A 17,201-nucleotide genomic window follows, 5' to 3' on the forward strand; every position below is an offset into this window, starting at 1 on the left:
TGCGGCGCGGGCCGTGCGGGCGCTCTCCACACCCACCTAATTGTCTATATACAATTCATAAACGTCATTGACAATTTAATTTGCGGCGCGCATAGTGGATTCCACAGGTTGCCGACCCACACAGGTACGACGAAATGACGAAGCTGACCGATACCCTTTCCTACGCGGACGCCCAGGCGCTCTGCTCCGCGGACAAGCTCTGGGAGCTGTTCGATGGCAACCGCGAAACCATGAACATCGCGCACGAGTGCATCGACCGGCATGCAGACAAGACGGAGCCGGCGATCATCCTGGTGCGCGCCGCAGGCGGCGACGAGACCTACTCGTTCCGCCAGATCTCCGAGGAATCCTCGCGCTTCGCCCACTACCTGGTCGAGCAGGGCATCCGGGCCGGCGACCGCGTCGCCGTCATGCTGGAACCGTCGCTGCCGTTCTACGTGGCCATGTTCGGCGCCATGAAGATGGGCGCCATCGCCGTGCCGCTCTTCACGCTGTTCGGCCCCGACGGCATCCGGCTGCGCGTGCAGGACTGCCAGCCGCGCATGCTGGTGACCAACGCCGAAAAAGCCCCGCTTGCCGCCGGCGGCGAGGACATGCGCGTGGTCATTGCCGACGACGCCTTCCTCGGCACGCTGGCCGCGTACCCGTCCCATTACGAATGCCGCACACGCGCCGACGATCTGGCCATTTTCCAGTACACGTCGGGCACGACGCGCGAACTGCCCGACGCCGTCAAGCACACGCACCGCGCCCTGGTCACGCTGATGCTGGCCGCGCTGTACGGCACCGGCATCCGTCCCGGCGATCGCTACATGTGCCCGTCATCGCCCGCGTGGGGCCACGGTCTGTGGCACGGCACGCTGGCGCCGCTGGCCCTGGGCGTCACCATTGGCGCGTATGCCGGCAAGTTCAACGCCGAACGCCTGCTGCAGGCCTTGCAGGATCATCGCTTCACCAATATTTCCGCCGCCGCCACCCACTACCGGATGATGCGCAACAGCGGCGCGGCGGCACGCCATCGCTATCACCTGGACAAGGTGTCCTTCACCGGCGAACCCATCGACAGCGAGACCGCCGCCTTCGTTGAAGCGACCTTCGGCCGGCCCGTCTGCAGCATGTACGGCACAACGGAAATCGGCGTCTGCCTTGTCAACTATCCCGGCGCGCCGGATTTCACGGTCAAGGCCGGCTCGCTGGGCAAGCCCGTGCCCGGCCTGCGCGTTCAAGTGCAGGACGCCAACGGCCAGCCCTGCGCGCCTGGCGAAACCGGCGAACTCAAGCTGTGGCGCCGCGACGCCTGGGTGGCCACCAAGGACCTGGGGCGCGTGGACGAAGACGGCTACTTCTGGCACGGCGGCCGCGCCGACGACGTCATCATCTCGGCCGGCTGGACCATGAGCGCCGTCGAAATCGAAGACGCCATCCTCAAGCACCGCGACGTAACGGAGGCCGCCGCCATCGGCGTGCCCGACCCGCTGCGCGGCCAGGTCGTCAAGGCCTTCGTGGTGTCGGCGCGCCCCGGCGACGACGCCTTCGTGCAGGAAATCCAGGACGCCGTGCGCAGCCGCCTGGCGCAGCACGAGTATCCGCGGCAGGTGGTGTTTGTGGCTGAACTGCCCAAGACGCCCGCCGGAAAGATCCATCGCAGGAAATTGCGGGAGCAAGAGCTTGCGACCGCCGACACCACGCCCGCCGGCGCCGCCCACGCCTAGGGCGACCCGGCACAGGCCACCTCTCAAACCCAGGAGACATCATGCTGACCCAGACCAAGACCGAACGCAGCTTTCCCAAGATCACCGAACGCGGGCTGGACGAGCTGCGCGAGCGCATCGGCGTGAAGATCGGCGCCACCGCCGAGCCGTGGTGCTACGAAGCCACGCGCGACAACATCCGCCACTACGCCCACGGCATCGGCGACGACAACCCGCTGTGGTCGGATCCGGAATACGCGGCCAAGACCCAGCACGGCGGCATCATCGCCCTGCCCAGCTTCCTGTTTGCCACCAGCCGCATCGTGTCCGGCTACGTGGGCGGGCTGCCCGGCGTGCACGCCATGTGGTCGGGCGCGGACTGGACCTGGCACAAGACGGTCAAGCGCAACGACACCATTTCCACCGAAGCGCACCTGAAGAACCTGATCGAGCACCAGACCCGCTTTGCCGGCCGCGCCGTGCAGCAGATCTATCACGTGGACTTCTTCAACCAGAACGGCGACAAGGTCGCCGAGGCCGACAGCTGGTGCTTTCGCACCGAACGCGATCACGCGCGTGAACAGGGCAGCAAGTACGCGGAAGTCCGCGCCCGCGAGCCGCGCCGCTACAGCCCCGAGGAAATCAAGGAAGCCTACAAGCTCTACGCGCAGGAAGAAGTGCGCGGCGCCACGCCCCGCTACTGGGAAGACGTGAAGGAAGGCGAAGAATTGCCCGTGATGTTCAAGGGGCCGATGACGGTCACCGGCTTCATCGCCTTCGCGCAGGGTTGGGGCGGCCTGTACATCCGCGCCAACAAGCTGGCGTGGCAGCTCATCGACGCGCATCCGGGCGTGGGCATCACCAACCGCTTCGGCATTCCGGACGTGCCCGAGCGCGTCCACTGGGAAGAAGACTTCGCGCTGGAAGTCGGCGCGCCCGGCGCCTACGACTACGGTCCCGAGCGCAACTCGTGGCTGACCCATCACCTCACCAACTGGATGGGCGACGCCGGATTCCTGCGCAAGTCCACGTGCAAGATCCGCCGTCACAACCCCGAAGGCGACATGCTGTTCTTCAAGGGCAAGGTGGTGCGCAAGTATGTGGAAGACGGCCGTCACCTGGTCGAGATCGAACAGGAAGCGCGCAACCAGGACGACGAGCTTTCCGTACTCGGTACCGGTGTGGTCGAATTGCCTACCCGCGCCTGACCGGCGGCAACCCCCAAGACGAGGTGGGCGATGTCTGATTCATCGGAACATGCTGCACCCTGCCCCGAGGCCCGTCCGCGGGGCGCGCTGGACGGCCTGCGCGTCATCGACCTGTCGCGCGTCCTGGCCGGCCCGCTGTGCACGCAGATGCTGGCGGACCAGGGCGCGGACGTCATCAAGGTCGAGCCGCCCGGCGGCGACGAGACGCGCACGCTGGGCCCGCCGGTCAACGAGGACGGCGACGCCGCCTACTTCACCGCCGTCAACCGCGGCAAGCGCGCCATCGGGCTGGACCTGTCCAAACCCGCGGGCCGCGACGTGCTGCTGGCGCTGCTGGCCGACGCCGACGTCCTGATCGAGAATTTCATCCCGGGCACGATGGCCAAGTGGGGCCTGGATTACGAGGCGGACCTGAAACCCCGCTTTCCCCAGCTCATCCACTGCGCCATCACGGGCTTTGGCGACGACGGGCCGCTGGGCGGCCTGCCCGGCTACGACGCCGTGCTGCAGGCCATGTGCGGCCTGATGAGCATCAACGGCGAACCGGCCGGCGGACCCACCCGCATCGGCGTGCCCATCGTCGACCATCTGACCGGCTACACCGCGCAGTCCGGCATCCTGCTGGCGCTTTACCACCGGGCACGCACGGGCCTGGGCCAGCGGGTCGAGGTCACCTTGTTCGACACCGCGCTCAGCCTGCTGGTGCCGCACGCCGCCAACTGGATGCACACCGACCAGACGCCCGGCCTCTTGGGCAGCGCGCATCCCAACATCGCGCCGTATGACCGCTACGCCTGCCGCGATGGCGAGGTCTTTCTGGGCGTCGTCAACGACCGCCAGTTCCGCCGCTTCTGCGACTACGCGGGCCTGACAGCGTTGCAGGACGATCCGCGCTTTGCCACCAACCGCGCGCGGCTGACGAATCGCGCCGCCTTGCGGGACGCCATCGAGAACGCCCTGGCCTCGCGTCCGCGTGACGCTTTGTGTGCGGAACTGATGAAGCTTGGCGTGCCGGCTGGCCCGGTCAACAGCGTGCCAGAAGCCTTTACGCAGGCGCACACTGCGCATCGCGGCATGCGCGTCGATCGCAACGGCTATCACGGCATCGGTTCCGCAGTACGGCTGTCGCAAGCGCCCGCGCGCGTGGACCGGCTGCCGCCCGCTTATGCGCAGCACACCGTCGAAGTCCTCCGGGAGGCCGGCTTCGGCGACTCACAGATCGCGGCATTGCAGGAACAGGGCATCCTGCCGCGATGGCCGCCTCCCAAGCCCTAGCCGCAGTCCGATGCAGCCACATATAAAAACGAGGAGACCACCATGAAGACCTTACGCCTGATCGCCGCGCTAGCGGCGCCGCTGCTGTTCGCCCAGCCCGCCGCGGCCGCCGACAGCTACCCCTCCAAACCCGTCAAGATCATCGTCCCCTACCAGGCCGGCCAGGGCACCGACGTCGCCGCCCGCTACCTGGCGGAGTACCTGGCCCGCGACCTGGGCCAACCCTTTATCGTCGAGAACCGCCCCGGCGCGGGCGGCAACATCGGCGCATCCGAGGCCGCGCGCGCCGCACCGGACGGCTACACGCTGCTGATGGGCACCAACGGCACGCACGTACTGAACCAGTACATGTATGCGTCCACCAACTTCGATCCGGAGAAGGACTTCGCGCCCGTCATGCTGGTCAGCTCGTTTCCCATGGTGCTGCTGACCACGCCGTCCTCGCCCTACGCCAGTCTGGCGGACCTGCGCAACGCGTCCAAGGCCAAGCCAGACAGCGTCAACGTCGGCATGCCCAGCACCACCGCGCGCCTCGTGTACGAACTGCTCAAAAAGCAGGGCGTCAACAGCGTCCGCGGCATTCCCTACAAGGGCTCGGCCACCGCCACCACGGACCTCCTGGGCGGCCAGGTGCAGGTCGGCATCGACACGGTCAGCGCCGCACGCTCGTTCATCACCAGCGGAAAGCTGCGCCCGCTGGCGGTGACCTCGTTGAAAGAGTCGGCCCTGCTGCCCGGCGTGCCGTCGGTCGCGGGACAGGGGCTGGACGGGTTTCAGGTGATCGCGTGGAACGGCCTGTACGCGCCGAAGGGCACGCCGCCGGCGGCGATCAAGCGATTGAATGAGGACCTGGCCAAGATCCTGGCGCGTCCGGAGGTCCGGCAGAAGCTGCTGGATCTGGGGCATGAACCGGGCGGCGGCACGCCCGAGGAGCTGGCCGCGTTTGCACGCAGCGAACGGCAGAAGTGGCAACCGCTGATCGAGCAGGCAGGGCTGAAGGCGGAGTAATTTCGGCATGTCCTCCAACTATTAGCCATGCCACGCGGCGCAGGCCGATCCGCTGCGCCGCGGCTGCGACTGAAGCCCGCTGCCCTACGACCGGAGTGCAGCAAGCCTCAACCCGCCAACCGCCACCGCGGCCATCGCCAGCGCGCACAACACGGCGGCCGTCACAAACGTCGCGTGCAACCCGGCCGATAGCTCAGCGGGCGCGGCATGAGCCAGCGCAGTTGCCCCGGCGCCCACGGCAAACACCGCCCCCATCGCCGACGCACCTGTAATCAACCCCAAGTTGCGAGACAGGTTCAACATGCCGGACACGGCGCCGCGTTCGTTGCCTGCCGCCCCGGCCATGACCGCGGTGTTGTTGGCCGCCTGAATCAGCGCATACCCAGCCGTCAGCACGCCCAGCGCGACCACATATCCCGTCACGCCGAACGCTTCCGACGCAACGGGAAGCATCGCCGATGCGCCCGTCATTGCCATCAGCGCGGCGAGCGTCATCGGCCGGGCGCCAAACCGGTCCACGCAGCGCCCCGCCGGCACACCTGCCAGTGCAGCGACGAGCGGACCGCAAGACATTGCCATCCCGACGCACATTGCGTCCAACCCCAACGCCCCGGCCAGATAGAACGGCCCAACCACCAGGGTGGCCATCATCACCGTCGCGACCAGCGCGTTGGCCGCGAAGCCGCCCGCCAGCACGGGATCGGCCATCATCGCCGGACGCACCAGCGGATGTGACGTCCGCGACTGCACCCACGCAAACAGACCGGCGCAGCCCGCCGCCGCCGCAAGCAGGACAACGTTGGTCGTGCTGAAGCCGCCGCGTCCGCGCGTCATGGACAGCGCGTAGACCGCCAACGTCAGCGCCAGCAGCGCACTGCCCAGCCAATCAAAACGAATCGTCTGCGGCGCGACGCGTTGGGGATCGCGGGGCAGATGCCGCCACGCCAGCCAGAACGCCAGCAGACCCAGCGGCAGGTTGATAAGGAAGATCGCCCGCCATCCCGGACCGGTGATCAGCGCGCCGCCCAGTGTCGGACCGAGCGCGGTGCCGGCTGCCGACATCGTGCCCAGCAGGCCCATCGCGCTGCCCGCCCTTCCCTTCTGCGTTGCCTCACCGGCAAAGGCCATGGCCAGCGTCATCAGCACAGCCGCGCCCAACCCCTGCGCGGCGCGCGCGGCCACCAGCATCCACAGTCCGGGCGCGGCTGCGCACAGCACGGAGGCGACCGTGAACCAAACCATTGCCGCCAGCATCAGGCGCCGCCGGCCGATCAGGTCGCCCAGCCGTCCGGCGCTGACCACGGCGGTCGTGATGGCCAGCAGATACGCCAGCACCACCCACTGCACCGACTGAAACGAGACGCCGAATGCCTGGACGAAGGCGGGCAGGCCTACGTTGGCGATGCTGGTGCCCAGGGACGCCAGCAGCATCGACAAGGACAGGCAGGCCAACAGCGGGAGACGGGACGGGGATGGCGATAGGGGCGAAGCGGAGCGCGACATGATGGCGACGTGCAAAGGGAAACGGAACTCCAGCGTATGCCTCTCCCAGACGTGGCGGAAGACGCAGCATTTGCAGTGAATACCTGCATACGACGCCATGCCAAATTCCCGCGCGTTTTTTGCCGGCATGCTACGTTTGCCAGATGTCCGCGCCCGACCTCAACCTGCTCATCACCCTGGACGCGCTGCTCTCCGAAGGCAGCGTGGCCGGCGCCGCCAGGCGGCTTCGCCTGAGTCCTTCCGCGATGAGCCGTGCCTTGGCGCGGCTGCGCGACACCACGGGCGATCCCCTGCTGGTGCGGGCCGGGCGCGGCCTGGTTCCCACGCCCCGGGCGCTGGCGCTGCGCGAGCAGGTGGGCGGGCTGGTCAGGGATGCACAAGCCGTGCTGCGCCCCGCGGAAGGCCTGGATCCCGCAGCGCTCTCGCGCACGTTCACCCTGCGCATTACCGACGGCTTCGTTGAAAACTTCGGAGCCCGTCTGCTCACCGTGATCGAAGACCAGGCGCCGGGCGTTCGATTGCGCTTCATGCAGAAGCTGGACAAGGACAGCGCACCGCTGCGCGAAGGCGCGGTGGACCTGGAAACAGGCGTGGTGGGCCAGTCGGCCAGCCCGGAGCTGCGCACTCGCGCGCTGTTTCAGGACCGGTACATCGGCGTCATGCGCGCGGCCCATCCGCTGGCGCGCGGCAACGTCACGCTGACGCGGTACCTGGCAGCCCGCCACGTCCTCGTGTCGCGCCGCGGACGGGACTCCGGACCCATGGACGACGCGCTGGCGCAATCCGGCCGCGCGCGCCACATCGCCACCGTTGCCGGCGGCTTTTCGACGGCGCTGGCGTTGGTCCGCGAAACCGATTTGATCGCCACCGTGCCCGAACGGCACACCAGCACGCTGCGCGAGGGCATGCGCAGCTTTGCGCTGCCGTTTGCGATGGCGCCATTTACGGTGTCAATGCTATGGCATCCCCGGATGGACGGCGATGCCGCGCATCGCTGGCTGCGCGGCATCGTGCTCCAGGCTTGCGGGGCAGACGCGCCCCGATAGGGTTGCCCCACCCGCGTTATTGCTTGGGCGCGCTCGCCACCAACGCGTCGAACTGCTTGTCCAGTTCCGCCAGCGAATCGCGGATATGCGCGCGGCGCGCCTTGATCCACTTGTCCTGCGCGGCCAGCTGCTCGCGCGCTGCCTGGATCATGCGGTCCATTTCCTTGGGCTGCGGACCGCCGATGGTGGCGCGGTTCTTCACGATGGCAATCGGGTCCAGGGTCGAACGGAACTCGGCCTCGCTCATCGGCAGGTCGGCGCCGTACTTCGAGTCCTTCATTGCATCGGCGTAGATGCGGCGCGCCTGTTCATACGGAAAATCCAGCGGCTTGATGTTGTTCGCCTTGGCATAGGACACGACCTCGGACGCAAAATGATGCCCCGCGCGGAATGGCAGCTTGTACTTGTGCATCAGCACGTCCGCCAGTTCCTGCGAGGCCGTCCAGTCGCTGTTCAGCTCTTCCAACGCGCGGTCCGGGCTGATGACCATGGCTTTGAGCACGCGGTCCCAGCGCTTGAGCGCCGAGATGCCGCTATCGACCATCGCGGAGTTCTGCTTCACGTCCTTGGGGTCGCTCATGCCGGGCGTGATGTTGTGGGTCTGCAGGACAGGCCCCATCGCCAGCGTCACCGCCGTGGAAGCATCGCTGCGCGTGTCGTTCAGCAGGCCCGGATTACGCTTTTGCGGCATGGCGCTGGACACGTAGGTGTTGCCGCCGCCTTCTTCCAGCAGGATCCACGGACGCGACTGCGCGTACTGGGTCATCACGTCTTCGACGAAATTCCCCGTGCGCAGCGCGATGCTCGTGACGATGGACGCGACCTCAACGGGCTGGTCCATGGACGAGATCTGCGAGGCGTCGTACGCGTTGTCGACCAGTGCCTCGAAGCCCAGGTATTGCGCCATGCGCTTGCGGTCCAGCGGCCAGCTCGTGCCGTTCAGCACGGTCGTGCCCATGGGCGAGCGGTCAATGCGGACGTAGGCTTCGCGGATGCGCTGCGCATCCCGCGCCAGACCCGCCGCCTGGCCCAGCAGATAGTGTCCATAACTGTTGGGCTGCGCGGCAACGCCGTTCGTGTAATTGGGAACGATGGTGCCCGCGTGCCTGGCCGCCAGTTCCACCAGGGTGGTGGACGTGGCGTTCAACTGGTCCGCCAGATCCAGCAGCTTGTCGCGCAGGATGGCACTGCGGTAGGTGGCGTGCATGTCCTGGCTGGAACGGCCGGCGTGCAGCAAGGTGATGTCCTCGCCGGCGGCCTTGATCAGCAGGGGCTCAAAGGTGATGACGGTGGCCGGGCGCTTGGCGCCCGCCTGGTTGCCGTCGTGGATGACTTTGGCGACGCCGGCCGCAAGGCGCGGCGCCATGGACTTGTCCAGCAGGCCTTCGTCGGTATTGATCACCACCGTGGCCTTGTTCATTTCTCCCAGCCAAAAAAAGGGGTCGCGGGGCGGACTTTGCTGCGCAGTGGCCGCATTGCCGGCCAGCGTTAACACCAGGGCGGCGCCCAGGGTCGGAAGAAACTGTCTCATGGCGTTCTCGTTATAGGGGTGGCCGGACAGTGTATCGAAGCTGCTTTGCCCAGAACATCCTGTATTGCACGGAGGCGCGGGTGTCAGGCACCGTGCCAAACGAAGACGGGTCACACGCAAGAAAAAGGCCGGCCTCCGAAGAGGCCGGCCTTTCGCATCCGCCGAGGCGGAATGTCTTAGAAGCGCCAGCTCACGTTGACCGTGCCGGTGTTCTGACGGTTACCGTCGCCAAACTGACCCGAGTAAGCCAGGCCCAGCGTGGCGTTCTTGCTCATCGCCAGGTCCAGACCCACTTCCATCACGGCCGCGTCACGCGCCAGCGGATTGCCCGCCACGGTGAACGGCTGGCTGCCGTCGAACGACATCGTCGCTTCCGGGTTGAGGTCACCGTAGGCATGGCGCCATCCCAGCATGCCGCGCAGGCGGCCCGCGGTGTCCTTCACGTCGAAGGTGGTCTGCGCGCGCAGGCCCAGCGTGGTGGTGCCCACGTTGTTGGTGCTGCTGCGGCCGCTCAGCGCGGCGTCGCCGCCCGACTCCGAGAAGCCGCGGGTGCGCAGATCGCTGAAGTCGGCGCCGAAGAACGGCTCAAGGGTGAGGCGGTCGTTCAGCGGGATTGCATAGCCCACGTCGGTGAAGACCTGGCCGGTGCTGGCGCTGTAGTCCGCCTTCAGCTCCTGGTACTGGCCGGCCGCGTTGATATTGCGCTTGCTGTCGATGTCATGCCACGTGTAGGCCAGGCCAGCGGTGAAGTTGATCTTGCCCGAGCCAACTTCGAACGACTTGCCGCCGTAGAAGATCGCGCTGTAGCTGTTCACGTCGGACTTGGCGGAACGGTCGTCCACGGTGATGCGGCTGTCGGTGTACCCGAACGCGCCACCCAGGCGCCAGCCGTTGCCCACGCCGTGGTCGCCGCCGACGAAGATGCCGACGTCACGTTCACGGGACTTGGCCACGTTGCCGTTGCCGTCCATCGTGCGCCAGTTGCCGAAAGCTTGCGCCCACAGCGGCTGCGCGTTCGAGCGCGGCAGCATCGAGGCGTCGCCGCGGCCGACTTGCGCCGTGGGCGGGCCCGGGATGAAACCGGCGTTCATGTTGGCGCGCAACTGAGCGGTAGGCAGGCTGGCGACGTTGTTGCTGACGTTCTGCATCGCCGACACGCTGCTGCCGAACGATTCGCCCGACAGATCGGCGAACACGCCGGCCGGGGCGCCGTTGGGCAGGTTCAGGACACGGGTGTACAGCGAGCTGTTCTTGGGCAGGGTTTGCACGGCGTTCGCCGCCGAACGCTGGTTGCTGGTCACTGCCAGGTCGGCGAACTCGATCGGACGGGTACCGCTGTCCGTGTTGCCACCGCCGTTGTCGACGGGCTTGCCCGGAGTCGGCTTGGTATCCGGCTCGGTCGGCTTCGGCTCGGTCGGCTTGGGCTCGTTCGGCTTGGGGTCCGGATCAGTGGGCTTGGGGTCCGGATCGACCGGCACCTGCTTCATGTCCAGCTTCAGCACCACGTCGTTGCCTTCCTGGTTCAACGTCGGCTGCAGATAGGCCAGATCGCTGGACACGCCGCCGAACTTGCCGTTCACGCTGTTGGCCGACAGGATCGTGTAGGCGGTCGACGCAGCATACGTGCCGCCCGAACCGATATGCACGACGTTACCGGCCAGGTTGGCCGTGCCCGTGACGTTCACGCGGTCGCTCTTGCCATCGTCGGTTGCATCGACGCGATAGGTCGAGCCCGGCATGAAGGTCAGGTCGCCGTTCACCGTCACAGTGCCGATTTCCGACTGGGACGGGATGATGCCGATCGATCCAATCGGCGCCAGCGTCATGGCCGACATCATCACGTGGCCCGTTTTCGCGGCGGTGCCCGGCGACAGCGTTGCGCCAGACGCCAGCATCGTGTTGCCCACATCGCCGGAACCGGCCAGGGTGCCGTTCACGGTCAGCAGGCCATTGACCTTCGTGCCGGACAGCGTGAGCGTCTTGCCCGCTGCGACGTTCACGGCGCCGACGGTGATGTTGCCTTGGGGCGCATAGTTGGTGTTGATGTTCACCGTGCTGGTGCCGCCGCCGCTGGCAAACAGGAAGCTGTGCTGGTTGTCGTCGCCGGTGATGGCGCCATGGATGTTGCCGCCGTCGATATTCAACGTGGAGGCGCCAAGGCGCACGTCGCCGATGATGGTGCCGGTGTTCGTGATCACCATCGGCTGGCCGGCGCCCTCGACGTCGACCGCGACACTGCTGGAGGCGAACGTGTAGGTGTTGGCGAGGATCGAGCCGCTGTTGACGATGCCGCCCGTCACTTCGGCGCCGCCGCTCACCATGATGCCGCCGTTGATGGTCTGCGAGTTTTCGATGCGTCCGTCGACGGTGCTGCCATTGCGCACTTCCACCGCCAGATTGCTGGTCGGGAAGATCGAGTAGGGCGAGCTCGCGTAGATGACGCCGGAATTGACGATGTCGCCCTTCACCTGCGAATTGTCGCCGATCAGGATGCCGCCGTTCAGGGTGCCTTTGTTGTCGATGTTGCCGGCGGCAGTGCTGGCATTCCTGAGTTCCAGGGCCAGATTGTTCACCGGCATGGACGAGGAGGCGACGTTGTTCGCGTTGACGGTGCCGATGTTGACGATGTCGCTGTTCACGGCAGAGCCGTCCCTGACCAGAATGCCGCCTTTGATCGTGCCGTTGTTTTCGATGCCGCCGTTGACCGCGCTGCTGTTCGAGATTTCAATCGCCAGACCGCTCGTCGGGAAAACGACGGAGTTGCTGTCGGAATGGATGGTTCCGTTGTTGATGATCTTGCCGCCGACGGTGCTGTGACTGGTGATCGTCACGCTGGAACTCGACGGCTGAGCCATGGGCGAGACGCCTGCAAAACCGGGGATGATGTATCGGCCGTAGAGATCGCCGTTGTTGACGATGTCGCCGCTCACTTTGCCTTGGGCGAGACCCACGCCGTAAGCCGTGCTGTTGGCTTCGTTGCGGATGTTTCCATTTAGCGTCGACGCTTCCACCGAGAAGGAACCGTCGTAATACCCGCCCTTCAGGAACGCGCTGTTGATGAGATTGCCATTACGCAACGCACCGCTTTGCAGGCGAATGTAGGGATAGTTGGAGGACGCCGTGTTTTCGATGTTGCCATACGCGACGGGATCCGCGTATCCATCCTGAACATACTCCGGGCTGATCTGCGCCAGCGCGTACGGGGTGGCAATAGGCGAAAAGCTCAAGCTAAGCAATACAGCAATACGAGTAAGCGGAAAGCGGCGAGACATTTTGTAGTGACCATGTAAATTTCGTGTCTGAAATGTACCGATCATTGCAAAACAGAATCTGAGCGAATCTGAGCGATTTGTAAGATCCGAGAATACCGCACCCCACATTGCGCAAATTGGGTAGGAAATCGTGCGCTTTTCCCGATTTTGAATGCGTCTGACAGCCGCCAGGACGGAAACAAATAGATGCGTTTACGCAACAATCGCGCGCTGTCACGTACCGATTCAAGCGCCGCCCACGCGGTCAGGCTGCTGCGGCGTGGGGCAGATCCAGGCAAAAACATACCGGTTCGTCCCCGCCGGCAGACGCCAAGGCGACGGATCCGCCAAGCCGCTCCGCAATCGAACTCACCAGGTACAAGCCCAACCCCGCCCCCGGATGCCGCATGGCGTTGTGGCCGCGGTAGTACTTCTGGAACAGCCGCTCTTGCTCGGCAGGCGGAATGCGGCTGCCGGGATTGGAGACCGCAATGCGCAGCATGTCTCCGTCTTCGCTGACCAAAACGTTCACCGTCTTGCCTGCCGCGCAATGCCGGTCCGCATTGGCCAGCAAATTGCGCAGCGCAATCCGCAGCATGCCCGCGTCGCAATCGAGCGCGCGTAGGGGTGTCTCGTAGGTGCTTTGCACCCGCCCCGGCGGATACTCGCTCGCCAGGTCCTGCAACAGCGCGGGCACATCGCACCGGGTCATGCGCAGTTCGGCGCGCGGCTCGCGCATGCGGTCATCGGTCAGATATTCGTCCACCAGCGCCAGGAGGCGCGTGGCCGCATTGCGGATGTTGGCGCAGCGCGCCAGGCTCTTTTCCAGCGGCGCGGCAAGGTTGCGGCCAAGCTGTTGCGCCGACGTCGTGATGATCGCTAGCGGCGTGCGGAATTCGTGCGACACCATCGCCACGAAATCGCGCTGCTCCGTAAACATCTGCCGTTCCTTTTCCAGCGACGTGCGCAGCTCGCCTTCCAGCGCGACACGGCGTTCGATCTCGCCTTGCATTTCGGCCGTGCGCAGGGCGACCTCGCGTTCCAGCCAGTGGCTGTGCTGGCGCGCCAGATCGGCCGCCAGGTTGGCCTGCTGGAGTTCGCGCACGCGCCGGCGCCGCTCGTAGCGTCCGACGATGAACAGACTGAGCAGCAGCATGTGCAGCATCGTGCCCAGCGTGGAGACGTACTCGGTAAAGGCGTTGACCGGAAACACCCCGAGGTTGCGCAGGAAAGCGATCAAGACGCCCAGGTAGAACACGCCGAACGCCACCGCGAAAAAGCGCGCCGGCCGCCAGCCGCGCTTGAGCAGATAGGCGGCCAGGGTGGAAAAGCCCACGATCACCAAGAGCGCCAACCCCTGGATCGGCTGCATGCCGGCGCCGTAGTGTCCCGTCACGATCAGCGCGGAGCAGATTGCGGCAATGCCCCAGAACAGCCAGTCGAGCCAGCGCACGGCGCGCGGATAGAGGGCTTCCAGATTCAGTTGGCGGCAAGCGACCCGCAGCGCCACCGGCAGGCTGACGGCAATGCCGACGCCCAGCAGCCGGTCGCTCCAGGCCACCGGCAGGCCGGTCAACTGCTGCACCAGCCCCAGCGACAGCACCTCGTTGAAGACGCAATTGCCGATGTAGGCCAGGAACAGCCCGCTCATCGGCGCGCGCGTGACCAGCCAGAATGCCGCGTGCGCGCAGATCAGCAGCAGGTAAAAGCCGAAGTACAGCCCGAACAGCAGGCCCTCGCGGCGCGACTGGTTGTCGAACGCCAGCCGCTGCCAGACCTCCAGCCGCGTCGCCATCGCGTTCTTGCTCTGCAGCCGCACCAGGATGACGTATTGCCCCGGCTGCGACGGATTGAACTGGATCACGGGGCTGCGATAGTCCACCGGCCATTTGCGCCGCGCCAGCTCCTCGCCACTGCGTCCCAGCATCGTCCAGCCACCGCCATGACCCACGTAGATGCGCGCGTCGTCCAGCAGCGCGTTGGTCAGGCGCAGCATCCAGCCGCCGTGTGTGACCTTGTCGACCTGCACGGGCAGGCGCAGCCAGATCGTCGCAGACGTGAACCCGGCGCTCAGGCTGCCCGGCAGCGGCGTCCAGCCGTCCGAGCTGGCGGCGTCGCCCACGTCCAGGCCGCCATCCAGATCGATCAGGCGTTCAAGATGGCCGCCCGCATCCTTGACGGGGTCGATGCCGTCCAGACGCAGCGGCTCGGCGCGCGCCGGTGCGGCCGCGGCCAGCAGGCCCGCGAACAGGCAGGCCAGCAGCGTCAGCCACAGCGTCGCCCTGGAGTAACATTCCCGTTTCATCAATCGCAATCTACGCAGCATTTCCGTGCAACCCGGCAGATTACACCAGCCCTCCACGCTGTATTTCGCGGGCACCTCATGCCTGAAGTGATCCTGCTCGAAGACGAACCCGTGCTGCGCCAGGAGCTCGGCGAGTTCCTCGAAGAGCTTGGATACGCCCCGACGTGCGTGTCCAGCCTGCAGGAATTCGACCAGCACTTCGACGCCGCCCGCCACCATCTGGCCGTCATCGACATCGGCCTTCCCGACGGCTGTGGCCTGGACCTGATCCAGCGCCTGCGCACGGAAGGCCAGCAAGTGGGCATCGTGGTGTTCAGCGCGCGCCAGACCGGACCCGACCGGATTACGGGGCTGGGCATGGGCGCCGACCACTACCTGGGCAAGGGTTGCGATCTGGACGAGCTGGCCGCCACGCTGGCCGCGCTGGTGCGCCGGCTGGGACTGCCCCAGCCGGGTCTGGATCAGCCGCCTTCGAGCTGGCTGCTTGAAATCGGCCCGCGCCGCCTGCACATTCCTGGCGCGGCGGCCATGCCGCTGTCGCAGCAGGACCTGACGGTGCTGCATTGCCTGATGAGCCAGCCCGGCGAGAACATCAGCCGGCGCCAGATCGTCGAAGCCCTGGGCGCCGATTACCTGGAATACGACCAGCGCCGTCTCGACACGCAGATGCGCCGGCTGCGCCGCCGCGTCGAGGCGCTGAGCGGCCAGACGCTGCCCGTAAAAACGTTGCGCAGCAGCGGCTATTGCTTCTATCAGCCGGCGCAGGTCAAGGGCTGACCCCCGCCGCGCCGCGCATCAGGCTTCTGCCGCGCGGCAGAACGTGATCTGAAAACTTCCCGGCAATTCGAACGCCACGTGATGCCGCACGCCCGGCTCGATCACCACCTGCTGACCGGCGGTCAGCACGGCTTCGGTATGCGGGGCGTCGTCCAGCACGAAACGCAGCACCCCGGCGTGAACCGTTAGCAGGCCCCACGTGCCGGCCTTGGTGGAATGCGCCGCCTTCAGCGCGTCCGGCAGGTTGTCAGGCGTGAAGACGGGACTGTCCTTGTACGGCTGCACGCCCGGCGGCAAGCGATCGGGCAGGCTGGCGATGTCCGCCCGCGCCTGCCATACGGCCCACAGCTTGGCCGCGATCCGATCTGCCATTGCGTCCGCTGTCGTCTGCAACTCGGCATGGCCGAGCGCCGCCGTCGTGGTGTGAAAAAGCGCCAGCCAGCGTTCGAAAAGCGGCCACGACAAGTCCGGAATCCGCGCGTGCGCCGGGATCGGGGCGCCCTTGAAGCGGCGCGTGCCCAACACCAGCGACGACCAGAAATCGCACAGCAGCGACAGATGATGGTCCCAGTCCCCCACGCGGGCGTTGAAGATCGGGCCCAGCACCTCGTCCTCGCGCACCTTGGCATAGAAGGTATGGACCAGCCTGCGGATGTCGTCTTCGGTCGGAGCTGGGGTCGAGCTGGCGGGGTCGGATTGCGGCGAGAGAGGCATGAAGGGCTGGAGGGGCTTGGACGTGAGAACGCCTGCCATTCTCCGGACGGCGCGCGCCGGAACACATGACGCAAGTCATTGGCGCGAGGCGCGTTTCAACGGCAGGCGCCGGCCCACCGCGCGTTTATTCCCGATTCAAAACGGCCGCTTCGCCGTCATCGACAGGCTGGCCAGATGGGCCGGGTCATTCACCACCCATTGGCTGCGCTTGCCGCTGATGTAACCCTGCGCCTGCCAATCGTTCAGCAGCCGGCTCAGCGTCTCCGCGCGGATGCCCAGATGCGCGGCAAGCTGGCGCTGGTTCAGCGGCAGCGTCAGCGCGGCGCCCTGCCGCTCCTGCAACCCCATCAGGTAATTCGCCAGCCGCTCCGCCGCGGAACTGGACGTCATCCAATCCACCTTGTTCACCTGGTCGTACACCGCCTGGCTCATGCCGGCCAGGAGCTTGAGCGCCAGATCGGGCCACCGCCGGCAGGCGTCGTGCAGCTTCGTGCGGGCAAGCCGCCAGCACTGCACATCCGTCCGTGCGCGCGCCTGCATGGGATAGCGGCCGTGCGGCATGAACATCGCGGCCTCGGCCATCAACTGGCCCGGTTCAAAGACCCGGAACACGCGCTCGTCGCCGTTGTAGCTGTAGCGCATGACCTCGGCCTGCCCGCTTTCCACCAGCAGGTAGTGACGCGCCTCATCGCCTTCGCCGAACAGGATCTGCCCGGCCGGCGCGCGCAGCACGCTCGCGTCCAGCAAAAGATCGTCGGCCACGCCCGCCGGCAGCCCGGCCAGCAGCGGATGCTGTGCAAGCAGGCGGGCGGCCGCCGCGCGCGGCTCGACCACATTGATATTTGTCATTCTGGGTCTTTCGGCTTGAGTGTGAGAATAAAACGATAATAAT

Annotated in this window: 12 protein-coding genes; 6 read left to right on the forward strand and 6 right to left on the reverse strand. The window is 66.3% G+C overall.

The features are described from left to right. The first annotated feature begins 134 nt into the window (after positions 1 to 134). From CLM73_RS24815 to CLM73_RS24830, 4 genes are read left to right on the forward strand one after another with little or no spacing between them, the layout of a single operon-like run. Entirely contained in the window at positions 135 to 1,712 is a 1,578-nt protein-coding gene (locus CLM73_RS24815) for an acyl-CoA synthetase (RefSeq protein ID WP_105240685.1), read from the forward strand. A gap of 41 nt (positions 1,713 to 1,753) precedes the next feature. Next, complete coding sequence (locus CLM73_RS24820) at positions 1,754 to 2,899, forward strand: FAS1-like dehydratase domain-containing protein (RefSeq protein ID WP_105240686.1); 1,146 nt, start codon at positions 1,754 to 1,756, stop codon at positions 2,897 to 2,899. Positions 2,900 to 2,929: 30 nt separating this feature from the next. Beyond that, positions 2,930 to 4,174, forward strand: coding sequence for a CaiB/BaiF CoA transferase family protein (locus CLM73_RS24825; RefSeq protein ID WP_105240687.1), 1,245 nt, complete (start codon positions 2,930 to 2,932; stop codon positions 4,172 to 4,174). Between the two features lie 42 nt (positions 4,175 to 4,216). Then, positions 4,217 to 5,182 carry a Bug family tripartite tricarboxylate transporter substrate binding protein gene (locus CLM73_RS24830; protein ID WP_105240688.1) on the forward strand — a complete coding sequence of 322 codons (966 nt, stop codon included), beginning with the start codon at positions 4,217 to 4,219 and terminating at the stop codon, positions 5,180 to 5,182. Between the two features lie 84 nt (positions 5,183 to 5,266). Here the strand turns inward: CLM73_RS24830 and CLM73_RS24835 are convergent, their stop codons facing one another. Beyond that, the gene (locus CLM73_RS24835; RefSeq protein ID WP_234015737.1) at positions 5,267 to 6,685 is read right to left on the reverse strand and encodes an MFS transporter; all 1,419 of its coding nucleotides are present in this window, start codon (positions 6,683 to 6,685) and stop codon (positions 5,267 to 5,269) included. 143 nt (positions 6,686 to 6,828) lie between these two features. Here CLM73_RS24835 and CLM73_RS24840 point away from each other — a divergent pair, with 143 nt between their 5' ends. Then, positions 6,829 to 7,731 carry a LysR family transcriptional regulator gene (locus CLM73_RS24840; RefSeq protein ID WP_105240689.1) on the forward strand — a complete coding sequence of 301 codons (903 nt, stop codon included), beginning with the start codon at positions 6,829 to 6,831 and terminating at the stop codon, positions 7,729 to 7,731. A 16-nt stretch (positions 7,732 to 7,747) separates the two neighbouring features. Here the strand turns inward: CLM73_RS24840 and CLM73_RS24845 are convergent, their stop codons facing one another. The 3 genes from CLM73_RS24845 to CLM73_RS24855 all read right to left on the reverse strand — a co-directional run bounded on the left by CLM73_RS24845 (position 7,748) and on the right by CLM73_RS24855 (position 14,818). Continuing rightward, positions 7,748 to 9,262: a lyase family protein gene (locus CLM73_RS24845; RefSeq protein WP_105240690.1), complete on the reverse strand. Its 1,515-nt coding sequence runs from the start codon at positions 9,260 to 9,262 to the stop codon at positions 7,748 to 7,750. A 176-nt stretch (positions 9,263 to 9,438) separates the two neighbouring features. Continuing rightward, complete coding sequence (locus tag CLM73_RS24850) at positions 9,439 to 12,489, reverse strand: autotransporter domain-containing protein (protein ID WP_158685926.1); 3,051 nt, start codon at positions 12,487 to 12,489, stop codon at positions 9,439 to 9,441. 289 nt (positions 12,490 to 12,778) lie between these two features. Beyond that, on the reverse strand, positions 12,779 to 14,818 hold the full coding sequence (locus CLM73_RS24855; protein WP_105240692.1) for a sensor histidine kinase: 2,040 nt from the start codon (positions 14,816 to 14,818) through the stop codon (positions 12,779 to 12,781). A 78-nt stretch (positions 14,819 to 14,896) separates the two neighbouring features. Between CLM73_RS24855 and CLM73_RS24860 the strand changes: the two genes are divergently transcribed. Further along, positions 14,897 to 15,595, forward strand: coding sequence for a response regulator transcription factor (locus CLM73_RS24860; RefSeq protein WP_105240693.1), 699 nt, complete (start codon positions 14,897 to 14,899; stop codon positions 15,593 to 15,595). An 18-nt stretch (positions 15,596 to 15,613) separates the two neighbouring features. Here the strand turns inward: CLM73_RS24860 and CLM73_RS24865 are convergent, their stop codons facing one another. Then, on the reverse strand, positions 15,614 to 16,309 hold the full coding sequence (locus CLM73_RS24865) for a DUF1971 domain-containing protein (RefSeq protein WP_105241712.1): 696 nt from the start codon (positions 16,307 to 16,309) through the stop codon (positions 15,614 to 15,616). 135 nt (positions 16,310 to 16,444) lie between these two features. Beyond that, complete coding sequence (locus CLM73_RS24870) at positions 16,445 to 17,158, reverse strand: Crp/Fnr family transcriptional regulator (protein WP_105240694.1); 714 nt, start codon at positions 17,156 to 17,158, stop codon at positions 16,445 to 16,447. Between the last annotated feature and the right edge of the window lie 43 nt (positions 17,159 to 17,201).

The organism is Achromobacter spanius (assembly GCF_002966795.1).
GTDB classification, from domain to species: domain Bacteria; phylum Pseudomonadota; class Gammaproteobacteria; order Burkholderiales; family Burkholderiaceae_B; genus Achromobacter; species Achromobacter spanius_D.